The organism is Actinoplanes sp. NPDC049802, assembly GCF_040656595.1.
Classification (GTDB): domain Bacteria; phylum Actinomycetota; class Actinomycetes; order Mycobacteriales; family Micromonosporaceae; genus Actinoplanes.
Genome location: NZ_JBFAMR010000017.1, coordinates 1 through 13,441, shown reverse-complemented (window position 1 = coordinate 13,441; position 13,441 = coordinate 1). Strand labels below are relative to the sequence as shown.

Below are 13,441 nucleotides of genomic sequence, written 5' to 3'. Positions count from 1 at the left end.
GTGGCGGGTGGGGGCACGCGCAACTGGCGGCTGGTCCGGGCGGACACCGACGCGGTGCCGCCGTCGGCGCGGCGTTTCATGGCCCGCGCCCGGCAGCGCCGTATGCGTGCCGCCATGCCCTGGCTGGTCGCGGGCGGTGTGCTGCTGCTCGCCGGTGGCCTGGCCTGGCTGGTCTACGGCACCTCGGTGTTCGGCGTGCGGGACGTCCGGGTGGTGGGCGCCACGGTGCTCACCCCGGATGAGGTACGGACCGCCGCGGCGATCGAGCCGGACCGCCCGCTGGCCCGGGTCGACGTGGACGCGGTGTCCGCCGCGGTGCGCGCGCTGCCGGCGGTGGACCGGGTGCTGGTGACCCGCAGCTGGCCGTCGGCCGTGGTGATCCAGGTGGTGGAGCGCACCCCGGTGGCCGCGGTGCCGGCCGGGGACCGGTTCCTGCTGATCGACGACGAGGGCGTGCCGTTCCGTACGGTCGCCGCGCCGCCGAAGAGGTTGCCGCTGGCGAGACTGGCGACCCCCGGCCGTGACGACGAGAACACCGGCTCGGCGCTGACCGTGCTGGCCGCGCTCAGCGACGAGCTGCGCGAGCAGCTGGTGGCGGTCGCGGTGGACTCCCCGGTGCAGATCCGCCTGGAACTGCGCAAGGGGCGGACGGTCATCTGGGGCGACGAGACCGCGAGCGAGCAGAAGAGCACGGTCGCCACCGCGCTGCTGCGGGTGAAGGGCGACGAGATCGACGTGAGTGCCCCGTCGCTGGTGACCATTCGCTAGACATGCTGGTAAACGGACAAAGCGTGATGAACGCAATAAATGGTTCAAGGTTACGGGTGAGTCGGATACTCACCACGTAAGCGGACGCGACACGCCGCCCCGGGTCTTTGGCTGAGGCGGCATGTCCGCATACGTTGCCCCGAGAGGTTCGAATGGTTGACATAACTGTGAACCTCTAGTAGAGGGTGAGGGTTTCCTCGCCCTCCCTTGTACGGCAGCGGATGTCGAAGTGCGGTTCTGCGAAACCGCAGGGGCCGTCGACATCCGCCAACCCTGGAAGGGATGGCTGAGCCCGATGACACCTCCACACAACTACCTTGCGGTCATCAAGGTCGTCGGCATCGGCGGCGGCGGCGTGAACGCTGTGAACCGCATGATCGAGGTTGGGCTCAAGGGCGTGGAGTTCATCGCCATCAACACAGACGCCCAGGCGCTGCTGATGAGCGATGCCGACGTCAAGCTGGACGTCGGCCGGGAGCTGACCCGTGGACTGGGCGCCGGCGCCCAGCCCGAGGTCGGCAAGAACGCCGCCGAGGACCACCGGGACGAGATCGAAGAGGTGCTCAAGGGCGCCGACATGGTCTTCGTCACCTGTGGCGAGGGCGGCGGCACCGGAACAGGCGGCGCGCCCGTGGTCGCCAACATCGCCCGCAAGCTGGGCGCTCTCACCATCGGCGTGGTGACCCGCCCGTTCAACTTCGAGGGCAAGCGCCGCCAGGTGCAGGCCGAGGCCGGCATCGACGAGCTGCGCAACCAGTGCGACACCCTGATCGTGATCCCGAACGACCGGCTGCTCGCCCTGGGCGACCGGGGGATCAGCATGATGGACGCGTTCCGTCAGGCCGACCAGGTGCTGCTCTCCGGTGTGCAGGGCATCACCGACCTGATCACCACGCCGGGTCTGATCAACCTGGACTTCGCCGACGTCAAGAGCGTGATGAGCAACGCCGGCAGCGCGCTCATGGGCATCGGCAGCGCGCGCGGCGACAACCGTGCGGTCGAGGCGGCCGAGAAGGCGATCTCCAGCCCGCTGCTGGAGCAGAGCATGGACGGCGCCCGCGGCGTGCTGCTCTCCATCGCCGGCGGCTCGGACCTGGGTCTCTTCGAGATCAACGACGCGGCGCAGCTGGTGACCGATGCGGCCCACCCGGACGCGAACATCATCTTCGGCGCGGTCATCGACGACGCCCTCGGCGACGAGGTGCGGGTCACCGTGATCGCGGCCGGCTTCGACGCGGGCTCGCCCTCCTACAAGCCGGCCGAGCCGATGCGCAAGGTGCCGGCGCCGTCCACCGGTGGCAGCTCGCTCCCGCCGGTGAGCACGCCGCCGGTGAACACGCCGCCGGCGACCACGCCGCCGCCGCGCAGCCGGGTGCTCTTCGACGACGTGGACGTGCCGGACTTCTTGAAGAACGGTTCCTGAAGCACACCTCTCCCGTACCTCAAGAAGGTTGAACCTTGACCGACCCCGGACGGCGCGCTGAGCTCGCCGCCTCTCTCGAACAGGTGCGGGAGCGCATCGAACGCGCCTGCGTGGCGGCCGGGAGGCCGCCCGGAGCGGTCACCCTGACCGCGGTGACCAAGACGTACCCGGCGAGCGACGTCCTGTTGCTCGCCGGGCTCGGCGTCACGGACGTGGGGGAGAACCGCGATCAGGAGGCGGCCGCCAAAGCGGCCGAGGTCAGCGCCGCGGGCGTGCGCCTGCGCTGGCACTTCGTCGGCCGGCTGCAGCGCAACAAGGCCGGATCGGTGATCCGGTACGCGGATGTGATCGAGTCGGTGGACTCGGTCCGCCTGGCCGCCGCCCTGGCGAAGGCGGCGGCCGAGCGGGAGACACCGTTGGAGGTGCTCGTCCAGGTGAGCCTGGACGGCGACCCGGCACGCGGGGGCGTGACTGGAGACGATCTCTGGCGGGTATCCGACGCGGTGGCCTCGTCGGAGGCTCTGCGGCTCGGCGGCGTCATGGCCGTTGCGCCGCTCGGCGAGGACCCCGGCGCGGCCTTCGCCCGGCTGGCCGTCATCGCAGGCCGGATGGCCTCCGACCACCCCGGCGCGACGACCGTTTCGGCGGGCATGAGCGGGGATCTGGAGGCCGCCGTCCGGCATGGGGCGACACACGTACGGATCGGTACATCTTTACTCGGGATGCGAAACTCGCTGCGGTAGCCTTGCGGCGGGCAGCAAACTACACAGGTGTTGTTTTACGCGACCGCTCGCGGGACATGATCCACACCGCGGCCGGGGCGTCCGACGACGCAGCGTCGCAACGGGTCGTGGGTCCGAATCGGACCCGGTCAACCGGCTCGTGAGGGGGGACGCGGCACGCCAGGGGGCGCGGGCCGCAACAGCGGACGGAGGTGGGGGCATGGACTCTCGGTTGGGGGAGATGGCATGAGTGACCGGAGGGAGTTCACGCCATCGACGGTTTGCGCTTCTGATTCCCGAGTGGGGGCCGGCGCATGAGCGGAGGCGCATTTCGCAAGGCGGGCGTCTGGCTCGGCCTCGTCGAGGAGGACGACGACCGCGGTTATGAGGACCGGGGTTACCGGGAGAGTTCCTACCGTTCCCGGGAGCGCGAGCGTGCCGACCGCTACTCGAGCGACCGCTACTCCGACGAGTTCGCCGAGGAGGAGGACGAGGAGGAGCGCGCCGTTCCGCGGGCCCGGTCCGACCGTCGCTCGTCGCGTGCCGACCTGGACCGCTCGTCGCGTGCCGACCTCGACCGTTCGTCCCGTGCCGACCTGGACCGCTCGTCTCGTGCGGACCTGGACCGTTCGTCGCGCGCCGACCTGGACCGGGAGGAGAGCGAGCGTCTCGATCGGGCGAGTGTCCGCTCCATCACCCGGCCGTCGGCCGCGCCCGAGCCGTCCGGCGCCCTGACCTACTCCACGCGGGACAACCTGGCGCTCAAGCCGCAGCCCGTGCACCCGGAGCCGGTCCGCCAGCGCCAGGTCGAGGAGGAGCAGCGGTACCAGATCACCACGCTGCACCCGACCACGTACCGGGAGGCGCGGACCATCGGCGAGCACTTCCGCGACGGCGTACCGGTCATCATCAATCTCACCGAGATGGACGAGTCGGACGCCCGCCGGCTGGTCGACTTCGCCGCCGGGCTGGCCTTCGGCCTGAGGGGTACGATCGAGCGCGTGACCAACCGGGTCTTCCTGCTCTCTCCGGCGAATGTGCAGGTCACCGCAGAGGACAAGGCGAAGATCGCCGAGGGTGGCTTCTTCACCCAGAGCTGATCGACCCGAAACTGATTGACCCGAACGAGGGATCCGCCTGACGTGCTGTCGATCGTGTTCCAGATTCTCTACATATTCCTGTACATCTTCTTCATGGTGCTGTTGGCCAGGTTCGTGCTGAGCGCGGTGCTCCAGTACGGACGGCGCTGGCAGCCCAGTCGGGGCGCCTCGGCCGGGCTCGAAGCCGTGTGGAGCGTCACGGATCCGCCCCTCAAGGCGTTGAGGCGTGTGATCCCACCGCTGCGCATTGGTAACGTGAGTTTGGACCTGGCTTCCATCGTGCTGCTGGTTATCCTGTTCGTGCTCATGGACTTCGTATTGGCAAGACTGATCGTGCAGTACAGCTAGACAGCAGCCCCAACCGCGGCCGCGACTGACCCGAGGAGTTTCGATGCCGCTGACCCCGGCCGACGTTCATAACGTCGCCTTCAAGAAGCCCCCGATCGGCAAGCGGGGGTATGACGAGGAGGAGGTCGACGCCTTCCTTGACGAGGTGGAGCGCGAGCTCGCCCGTCTGATCGAGGAGAACAACGAGCTTCGTGCCCAGGTCGAGCGCGGTGGCCGTGGCGGCGCCCCCGCCGGTCCCGCGTCGGACCCCCGCCTGGCGGCCGAGCTCAACGAGCTGAAGGCGCAGCTGGACCGTGTCCAGCGCGACAAGACCGCGGCCGAGCAGGCGGCCCGGCAGATGCAGGCCGAGCTGGAGCAGGTTCGTGCGCAGGGCCCCGGCCCGGGCGCCGGCGCCGGTGGCGCGGATGGCGAGCAGCAGGCCCTGCGCGTGCTGATGATGGCCCAGCGCACCGCCGACGACCACGTGGCCGACGCGCGCCGCGAGGCCGACAAGCTTCTCTCCGACGCCCGCTCCAAGGCGGAGGAGGTCACCCGCGAGGCCCGGGCCAAGGCCGACGCCCTCGAGCGGGACGCCCGCCAGCGCCACCAGGAGGCCATGGGCGGCCTGGACGCGAAGCGGACCGCGCTGCAGAAGCACATCGAGGAGCTGAAGCAGTTCGAGCGGGAGTACCGCACGCGTCTCAAGGCGTACCTGGAGAGCCAGCTCCGCGACCTGGACGGCCGTGGGCAGGGCCTCGAGGCCGAGCTGACCCGCGCCGACTCCAGCCGGGCCGTGGGTGGTTCGGGCGGTCTCGCCGCAGCCGGTCTCGCCGGGTCGTACGGCGGTGGCCGGACCAACTCCATCGAATCGGGTCGCTGACACAGCCCCCGCACCGCGACGAGGATGAGCCATGATCGTTGCTAGTCTCCTGCTCATCCCCGTCGCGGTTCTGTTTCTCGCGCTGGGCCTGGTCAACGGCTCGAGCAGCCTTCTCATAGCCTCGATCGTGGTCAGCCTGCTGGCCACTGTCGCGCTGGTCATCGGCACCCGGCAGGCCGCCGCCCGGCGCGCCGCCGAGGAGGCCTCCACCGCGCCGGGGCGGACCGGCCGCCGTGATCCCGAGTTCGGCGAGCCGGTGACTCCGGCCCCCGCTCCGTCGCCCGCCTTCGCGGAAGATTCTGCCTCCGAGCCGGTGGCCGCCGCAGGCGAATCCCGCAGCTACGACGAGCCCGTTCCGGTCGATGTGGACGAGGCCCGCGCGGCCGGCGCTCGCGACGCGGAAGCCCGTCTGGGTGACGTCCGGGAGCCCGCCGGGCCGTCCCGCGCAGACTATGCCGATTCTGACTCCACGGCAGATTCCGGCCCGGAGACCGAGGACCTGCCACCGGTGGGCGGGGAGTCCGACGAGCACGCGTGGCCCCCGGCCGCCGCCGAGCCCGCGGTGGAGCAGCCGGACGAGTTCGACGAGCCCGCCGCCGACGATCCGGACGACGAGCCGCTGCCCCAGTCGGTGCGGCCCGCCGACGCGGTGCTGGTGGCCCGGTTCGACACCGAGGTGCTCGTGGTGGACGGCCGCCCGCGGTACCACATGGCGGACTGTCCGCACCTGGTCGGCCGGCTGACCGAGCCGCTGCCGGTGAACGAGGCGGTCGAGCTCGGGTTCAGCCCGTGCGGTCTGTGCCGGCCGGTGGACCGGCTGGTGGCCGCTGTGGCCCAGCAGCGTTGAGAGTTCCGGTGGGCGGTGCCTCGGTACCGGTGCGGGTGCGCCCCGGCGCCGGCCGGACCAGGGTGGGCGGCCGTTACGAGGGCCCGCACGGTCCCGCTCTGATCATCGCGGTGGGCGCGCCGGCGGTGGACGGCAAGGCCACCGAGGCGGTGCGCCGGGCGCTCGCCGCGGCGCTGGGGGTCCGGGCGTCCACGGTGTCCCTGCGGCTCGGGGCGACCAGCCGGGACAAGGTCTTCACGGTGGCGGCGCCGCCGGAGGAGTGGCAACGGCGGCTCACCGAGCTACGCGACGACATCGGGTGATCTCTGCGTCACTGTGGGTGTATCGTCGGCAATCCGACGCCCCGGTGCGTGCTTCGTGGTTGTTTGTCTCTTCCGGGCGCTCTGCCGGGTTGTCGGGATACTTCACGTTCCGTATCCTTGCCAACCTCACCGAGTGCGCGGCCGTCCTATCAGCCGCGCCGTTTGTGCAGGTGGGGCAAGATCTACCGCGGTTTCGCGCGCTGCCGACAGGACGCGCCGGCCCGGTGGCACGGGGACCAGACAGGGGAGCGGACGGCCCGGCCCGGCGAGCCGGGCCGCCCGGTTCCGCAGACCGCTGACCGCCGCGCCGGGCGCGCGGCCGAGGGAGCGACGATGGCGAAGGCAACCGACATCCGGCCCGGTTCGACCGGTACGTCCGCCGCGGAGCGCAGCCGCAGCGTCTCGGAGACCGAGGAGATCCGGACAGCGCTGGTCGCGCGGCGTGACGAGCTGCAGGCCGAGTACGATCAGGCGCTCAGCGAGATCACCGAGTTGCAGCGCGAGCGGTTCGCCGACTCGGCCGGGGACGACCAGGCCGACACCGGCACCAAGACGTTCGAGCGGGAGCAGGAGATCACGCTGGCCAACAACCTGCTCGAGCGGATCACACAGGTCGAACGCGCGATCGATCGGCTCGGGTCGGGCAACTACGGTTGGTGTGAGCGGTGCGGCACCCAGATCCCGGTCGAGCGGCTGGCTGCGTTCCCCTCCGCCACTCTCTGTGTCTCGTGCAAGCAGTTGGAGGAACGACGCTGAACGCCGACGAACAGGCCGCGCCGGGGTTCGCACCCCGTGCGGTTGCCGTCCTGGCCGCCACCGCGGTGGCCGCCGTGGCGGTCGACCAGTGGGTCAAGCACCTTTCCACCGAGAACCTCGATCCCGGCGAGCCGGTTCGCGTCCTCGGTGGCCTGATCTACCTGTCGCTGCTGCGCAACAGCGGAGCGGCGTTCAGTTTCGGCAGCGACTACACCTGGGTGTTCCCGCTGATCACCCTGGTCGTGGTCGGCGTGATCGTCTGGCTGGCGACGAAGCTGCGCTCCGTGCCGTGGGCGGTGGCGCTCGGCCTGGTGCTGGGCGGCGCCCTGGGCAACCTGGGCGACCGCCTGTTCCGTGCGCCCGGCCCGTTCCAGGGCCACGTGGTCGACATGATCAGCGTCTTCGCGCCGTACGGGGAGAGATTCGCGGTCTTCAACATCGCCGACAGCTGCCTAACCGTCGGGGTGTGCCTCGCCGTGCTCCTGGAGCTGACCGGCCGCCAGCGTGACGGCAGCCGGATCACCAAACAGAAACCGGCGGCGGAGCCCCGGGCGGAGGAACAAGCATGAGCGAGCTTGCGAGCGAATCATCAGGCTCAGGGTTGAACTCATGGCGACGCCGGAGCGCAGCGGAGGTGGCGGCATGAGCGGGCAGCGATCCCTGCCGGTGCCGGACGGACTCGACGGGATGCGGCTGGACCAGGCCGTGTCCCGCCTCTTCGGGCTCTCCCGGACGGCCGCGGCCACCCTGGTGGAGTCCGGTGACGCGCTGGTCGACGGCATCCCCCGGCTGAAGTCGGAGAAGGTGGTGGCCGGCTCCTGGCTGGAGGTGACGCTGCCGTCGCCGGTGGACGCCCCGGCCATGGTGGCCGAGCCGGTGCACGGCCTCGGGATCATCTACAGCGACGACGACATCGTGGTGGTGGACAAGCCGGTCGGCGTGGCCGCCCACCCGAGCCCCGGCTGGACCGGCCCGACCGTGGTCAGCGGGCTGGCCGCCATGGGGCAGAACGTCGCGACCAGCGGGGCCGCCGAGCGACAGGGCATCGTGCACCGCCTCGACGTGGGCACCACCGGGCTCATGGTGGTGGCCAAGAGCGAGATGGCGTACAGCGTGCTGAAGCGGGCGTTCAAGGAGCGCGAGGTGGAGAAGCGGTACCACGCGGTGGTGCAGGGGCACCTGGATCCGCTGCGCGGCACCATCGACGCCCCGATCGACCGGCACCCGACGGCCGACTACAAGTTCGCCGTCATGTCCGGGGGCAAGCCGAGCGTCACCCACTACGACACGGTGGAGGCGTTCCGTTCGGCGAGCCTGGTGGACGTGCGCCTGGAGACGGGGCGGACGCACCAGATCCGGGTGCACTTCTCGGCGATGCGGCACCCCTGCGTGGGCGACCTGACGTACGGGGCCGATCCGACGCTGGCGGCCCGGCTCAAACTGGACCGGCAGTGGCTGCATGCACGCGAGCTGGCGTTCGAACACCCCCGTACGCACGATGAGGTCCGCTTCGTCAGCGACTACCCTGCTGACCTGAAACACGCGCTGGACGTCCTCCAGGACGCCGGCTGACCGTCGGGAGCATCACCGTGGGCCGTGCGCACGGCATGCGGGCAGTCCTTGTCCGGTTCGGGAGCACCTCGCTCCGGTCGCAGATCATGACCGGAGCGGCGCTGGCGGCTACCGTGGCGCTGGTGCTGGCGGTGTTCTGGGCCGGCCGGGAGCCGCCGGTGGGCGCCGAGACCGGCGACGTGGTGCGGGTCGGGGTGGTCGAGGGCCAGTCGGTGGGCGGCTATCTGGAGGCCTCCCGTGACGAGCTGGCGCGGCTCACCGACCCGTCCGCCCCGGCCGCCGGGGACACCTGGGCGCTGGTCGCCCTCCGGCGCTACGCGACACCGGCCCGGCTGCCCGGCCTGCTCGCCGGCGCGCAGGTGGCGCAGGTGTACACCCGGGTGCCGTCGACCGGATCGCGGACGGCGGTGAACCGGATCCCGGTCTTCCGGCTGCCCGACGACGTGACCGCCGGGATGATCTCGGCGGCGGTCGCCCGGGATCGTGAGAACGCCGACTACCAGCGGCTCAGCCGGGCGCTGACCGGTGACGGGCGCAACGAGATGCGGCTGCGGGCGGCGTACGAGAGCGCCGCCCGGATCGCGGCCATGGAGGCCGCCGCCTACCGCGCCGGGTGCGAGTGCGTCTTCGCGGCGGTGGTCCGCGGCACTCCGGCGGCACTGGACGGCATCGCGGCCCGGCCCTGGGTGCGGGTGGTGGATCCGGCGCCGGAGGTGCGCCAGCTCGACCGCACCGAGTTCCGGCCGCCGCTGCCGGAGGAGCTGGAGACCGTGTCACCCGCACCGTCGCCGTCGGCCGTGCCATCCGGCATGCCCGGCGTTGCCCCGGACGTCGCCGGACCGTTACCGTCGTCGATCGGGATCCATGTGACATCCACCTCACCCGAAAGTTCAGCCCGTACGCCGTCCGCAGCCGTAATGCCTTCCGAGGATCCCGTTGCCGTACCCTCGACGTCGGACACGAGTCCTGCTCATGAAGGTTCGGATGCGTCACCGGGAGCATCCAGCGACGACTCCGGCCGTTAAGTCTTCCGTTCGCGCAACGTTCGGCTGGATGGATGTGCACGACCGGGATGCCGTCATGTGATCAAGAACGACCGGGGGATGGGCGGTCGGTCGGTGGCCCGAATAGGGTTCTCCTCCGTAGCCTGTCAGGGGCGAGACCATCGCCGTCAATGATCGGGTAGGCGCAGAAAGGACGAGCCGTGGACGGGACCGAGACCGGCTGGGGCCGGCCTGCGGAACCAGCCCCGCGCTGGCGGGCGCTGCTCGACCGTGCCCGGCATGGTGGCCGCAGCGACGAGCCCGAGGATGCTCAGCAGCAGCCGGAGACGCCCTCGCAGCAGCCATGGACCCAGCAGCAGCCGCCGACCCGTGGTTCGGCGCAGGTCGAGCGCCGGCCGTTCAACCCGCTCGACCCGAGGCAGTCCGCGTTCGACGGACGGCAGGGTCAGCAGCAGCCGCAGCCCGGCGGTTTCGAGCGCCGCGCCCCGGAGCCGCCGGCCGAGCCGCAGCGCGCCGTCCCGCAGCGGCCGATCAACCCGCTCGACCCGCGCTGGCAGCGCGGCCGCGAGCAGGAACAGCACAGCTTCTTCGAGCCGGCTCCGCGTTCCGCGCCGCAGGCCCCGGTCCAGCCGCCCGCCCGGGAGTACGGCGGGCCCGGCGCCTACCCGCCGCAGCCCAGCGCCTACCCGCCGGCCGGTAAGGGCTACACGCCACCGGCCCCGCCGCCGCAGCAGCAGAACGGCTACCCGGCGCCCGCCGCGGCGTACGGGGCGCAGGCCGCCGCGTACCCCCAGGCCCCGGTCGCCCCGGTGGCACCGATCGCTCCGGTCGTGCCGGTCGCGCCGCCGGCCGTGCCACCGCAGATGCCGCTGCCGCAGGTGACGCCCGCCCGGGCGCCCGCCGTGCCGGTCTCGCCGGCGCCCGCGGCCGCCCGGATCGAGTGGCGGCAGAGCCGCACCGAGGACGGCATGGACCGCGCCGTCTCGATCATGCGGCGCAAACTGGGCAAACCCCGGGTGCTCGCGTTCGCCAACCCGAAGGGCGGCGTGCACAAGACCACCGCGACCGTGCTCGCCGCGGCTACCATCGGCAGCGTCCGTGGACGCGGCGTGCTGGCGTGGGACGACAACGAGCTGCGCGGAACCCTCGGCCTGCGGGCCGGCAGCGCCCGGCACGCCCGGACCATAAAGCATCTGCTCGCCGACCTGATGCGGATCGAGAGCCTGCACGGCGACGCGCTGCTGCAGGAACTGGACGCCTACCTGCGCCACGCCTCCGACGGCTCCTACGACGTGCTGGCAGGCGAGGAGAACCCGCGGTTCGCCCAGCGGCTCGACCAGGCCACCGTGCGCCGGGTGATGGACCTGCTACGCCGTACCCATGACGTGATCTGCGTCGACACCGGCAACAACGTGGAGAGCGTCAACTGGCAGACCGTGATGCGGTCGGCGGACCAGCTGGTGATCACCACGGTGCCCCGGGAGGACGCGGCGTTCACCGCCGACTGGATGCTCGACGTGCTGGAGGAGGGCGGGCAGGGCGCCATGGTGGCCAACGCCGTGACCCTCATCTCCTGCCCCTCGCCGGGCAAGCTGCCGCTGCTGGAGGACTTCAAGCGGCACTTCGCCACGCGTACCCGCGCGGTCGCCGTGGTGCCCTACGACCCGGCTCTCGAGGTCGGCTCCTCGATCGAGTACGGCGACCTGCAACAGGAGACCCGGCAGGCCTGGCTCCGCGCGGCGTCGGTGATGCTGGAGCCCTTCGCGGAGTAGGTTTCTGTCGTAGGGCGGGGCTAGGCTTCACGGCACTGTTCGGGGAAGAGGGGGTTCCGGGTGTCTGACTCGTTCGTGCACCTTCACGTGCACACTGAGTATTCAATGCTCGACGGGGCGGCCCGGATCAAGGAACTTCTCGGTGAGGCCAAGCGGCTCGGCATGCCCGCCGCAGCGATCACCGACCACGGCAACATGCACGGGGCGTATGACTTCTATACGCAGGCCAAGGCCGCTGACCTGATCCCGGTCATCGGGGTCGAGGCCTATGTCGCGCCGGAGTCACGGCTGGACAAGAAGCGCATCAAGTGGGGCCGCCCGGAGCAGAAGAGCGACGACGTCTCCGGTAACGGTGCGTATACGCACATGACCATGTGGGCGCGCAACGCGGTCGGTTTGAAGAACCTGTTCCGGCTCAACTCGCGGGCCTCCATCGAGGGCCAGCTCGGTAAGTACCCGCGGATGGACTTCGACATCATCGCGGAGCACGCCGAGGGCATCATGGGCACCACCGGCTGCCCGTCCGGCGCGGTGCAGACCCGGCTGCGGCTGGGCATGTTCGACGAGGCGCTCAAGTCGGCCGCGAGGTACCAGGAGGCGCTCGGCAAGGAGCACTACTTCCTGGAGATCATGGACCACGGTCTGTCGATCGAGAAGCGGGTCCGCGACGGGCTGCTGGAGATCGGCAAGAAGCTGAACCTTCCTCCGCTGGTCACCAACGACTCCCACTACACGTACGAGGCGCAGGCCGAGGCGCACGACGTGCTGCTGTGCGTGCAGACCGGCAGCAACATCGCCGACCCGAACAGGTTCCGCTTCGACGGCAACGGCTACTTCGTGAAGTCGGCCGACCAGATGCGTGCCGTCGACTCCTCCGAGGCCTGGCAGGAGGGCTGCCGCAACACCCTGCTGGTGGCCGAGAAGGTGGACGTCGACGGGATGTTCACGTTCAAGAACCTGATGCCCCGGTTCCCCATCCCGGACGGCTACACCGAGCCGGAGTACTTCCGCCACATCGCCTTCGAGGGCCTGCGCCGCCGCTTCCCGGACGGCATCCCCGAGACGCACGTCAAGCAGGCCGAGTATGAGCTGGGCGTCATCATCGAGATGGGCTTCCCGGCGTACTTCCTGGTGGTCGCCGACTTCATCCAGTGGGCGAAGAACAACGGCATCGCGGTCGGCCCGGGCCGTGGTTCGGCGGCGGGTTCCCTGATCGCGTACGCGATGGGCATCACCGACCTCGACCCGCTCCTGCACGGCCTGATCTTCGAGCGGTTCCTCAACCCCGAGCGCATCTCGATGCCCGATGTCGACATCGACTTCGACGAGCGCCGGCGCGGCGAGGTGATCCGCTACGTCACCGAGAAGTGGGGCGACGACAAGGTCGCCCAGATCGCGACGTTCGGCACGATCAAGGCCAAGGCCGCGATCAAGGACTCGGCCCGCGTGCTGGGCTATCCCTTCGCGGTCGGCGACAAGATCACCAAGGCGCTGCCGCCGGACGTCATGGGCAAGGGCATCCCGATCTCCGGCATCTTCGACAAGGAACACAAGCGGTACAACGAGGCCGGCGAGGTCCGCACCCTCTACGAGACCGACCCCGACGTCAAGAAGGTCATCGACACCGCCAAGGGCATCGAGGGCCTGATCCGGCAGACCGGTGTGCACGCCGCCGGCGTCATCATGTCCGCCGAGCCGATCATCGACCACATCCCGCTGTCCCGCCGGGACGCCGACGGGGCGATCATCACGCAGTTCGACTACCCGACCTGCGAGACGCTCGGCCTGCTGAAGATGGACTTCCTCGGCCTGCGGAACCTGACGATCATCGACGACGCCAACAAGAACATCGAGCTCAACCACGGGGCGAAACTCGATCTGCTGGCGCTGCCACTGGACGATCCGAAGGCGTACGAGCTGTTGTCCCGCGGCGACACGCTCGGCGTGTTCCAGCTCGACGGCGGGCCG

General features: G+C 70.6%; 13 protein-coding genes and 1 pseudogene. All 14 read left to right on the top strand.

Annotated elements, in window-relative coordinates:
- Entirely contained in the window at window positions 1–768 is a 768-nt protein-coding gene (locus AB0I88_RS14565) for an FtsQ-type POTRA domain-containing protein (protein ID WP_361023109.1), read from the top strand.
- A gap of 295 nt (window positions 769–1,063) precedes the next feature.
- Window positions 1,064–2,191: a cell division protein FtsZ gene (ftsZ, locus tag AB0I88_RS14560; protein WP_361023106.1), complete on the top strand. Its 1,128-nt coding sequence runs from the start codon at window positions 1,064–1,066 to the stop codon at window positions 2,189–2,191.
- A gap of 35 nt (window positions 2,192–2,226) precedes the next feature.
- Complete coding sequence (locus AB0I88_RS14555; protein ID WP_361023102.1) at window positions 2,227–2,934, top strand: YggS family pyridoxal phosphate-dependent enzyme; 708 nt, start codon at window positions 2,227–2,229, stop codon at window positions 2,932–2,934.
- Window positions 2,935–3,227: 293 nt separating this feature from the next.
- Window positions 3,228–4,013: a cell division protein SepF gene (locus tag AB0I88_RS14550; protein ID WP_361023099.1), complete on the top strand. Its 786-nt coding sequence runs from the start codon at window positions 3,228–3,230 to the stop codon at window positions 4,011–4,013.
- Window positions 4,014–4,055: 42 nt separating this feature from the next.
- On the top strand, window positions 4,056–4,361 hold the full coding sequence (locus tag AB0I88_RS14545) for a YggT family protein (protein WP_361023097.1): 306 nt from the start codon (window positions 4,056–4,058) through the stop codon (window positions 4,359–4,361).
- 43 nt (window positions 4,362–4,404) lie between these two features.
- The gene (locus tag AB0I88_RS14540; RefSeq protein ID WP_361023094.1) at window positions 4,405–5,220 is read left to right on the top strand and encodes a DivIVA domain-containing protein; all 816 of its coding nucleotides are present in this window, start codon (window positions 4,405–4,407) and stop codon (window positions 5,218–5,220) included.
- 31 nt (window positions 5,221–5,251) lie between these two features.
- Window positions 5,252–5,479 (top strand): annotated as a pseudogene (locus AB0I88_RS14535) (hypothetical protein); the annotation flags it as partial.
- A 596-nt stretch (window positions 5,480–6,075) separates the two neighbouring features.
- Window positions 6,076–6,369 (top strand): DUF167 domain-containing protein, encoded by a 294-nt coding sequence (locus AB0I88_RS14530; protein ID WP_361023091.1) that lies wholly within the window; start codon window positions 6,076–6,078, stop codon window positions 6,367–6,369.
- Window positions 6,370–6,702: 333 nt separating this feature from the next.
- Window positions 6,703–7,125 carry a TraR/DksA family transcriptional regulator gene (locus AB0I88_RS14525; protein ID WP_361023088.1) on the top strand — a complete coding sequence of 141 codons (423 nt, stop codon included), beginning with the start codon at window positions 6,703–6,705 and terminating at the stop codon, window positions 7,123–7,125.
- Window positions 7,122–7,694, top strand: coding sequence for a signal peptidase II (gene lspA / locus AB0I88_RS14520; RefSeq protein ID WP_361023359.1), 573 nt, complete (start codon window positions 7,122–7,124; stop codon window positions 7,692–7,694). Before AB0I88_RS14525 ends, lspA begins: the two co-directional genes overlap by 4 nt.
- Before the next feature lie 73 nt (window positions 7,695–7,767).
- A complete protein-coding gene (locus AB0I88_RS14515) occupies window positions 7,768–8,697 on the top strand; it encodes an RluA family pseudouridine synthase (protein WP_361023085.1) in 930 nt (309 codons plus the stop codon).
- A 35-nt stretch (window positions 8,698–8,732) separates the two neighbouring features.
- Window positions 8,733–9,722 carry a hypothetical protein gene (locus AB0I88_RS14510; RefSeq protein WP_361023082.1) on the top strand — a complete coding sequence of 330 codons (990 nt, stop codon included), beginning with the start codon at window positions 8,733–8,735 and terminating at the stop codon, window positions 9,720–9,722.
- Between the two features lie 179 nt (window positions 9,723–9,901).
- A complete protein-coding gene (locus AB0I88_RS14505) occupies window positions 9,902–11,473 on the top strand; it encodes an AAA family ATPase (protein ID WP_361023079.1) in 1,572 nt (523 codons plus the stop codon).
- A gap of 60 nt (window positions 11,474–11,533) precedes the next feature.
- Window positions 11,534–13,441 (top strand): DNA polymerase III subunit alpha (dnaE, locus tag AB0I88_RS14500; protein ID WP_361023076.1); only part of this gene is annotated, 1,908 nt, incomplete at its 3' end.

Excerpts from the sequence above, each read along its gene's own strand:
- ftsZ (WP_361023106.1), top strand. The coding sequence starts at position 1,064 with ATGACACCTCCACACAACTACCTTGCGGTCATCAAGGTCGTCGGCATC.
- AB0I88_RS14550 (WP_361023099.1), top strand. The coding sequence starts at position 3,228 with ATGAGCGGAGGCGCATTTCGCAAGGCGGGCGTCTGGCTCGGCCTCGTC.
- AB0I88_RS14540 (WP_361023094.1), top strand. The coding sequence starts at position 4,405 with ATGCCGCTGACCCCGGCCGACGTTCATAACGTCGCCTTCAAGAAGCCC.
- AB0I88_RS14525 (WP_361023088.1), top strand. The coding sequence starts at position 6,703 with ATGGCGAAGGCAACCGACATCCGGCCCGGTTCGACCGGTACGTCCGCC.
- AB0I88_RS14515 (WP_361023085.1), top strand. The coding sequence starts at position 7,768 with ATGAGCGGGCAGCGATCCCTGCCGGTGCCGGACGGACTCGACGGGATG.
- AB0I88_RS14510 (WP_361023082.1), top strand. The coding sequence starts at position 8,733 with ATGCGGGCAGTCCTTGTCCGGTTCGGGAGCACCTCGCTCCGGTCGCAG.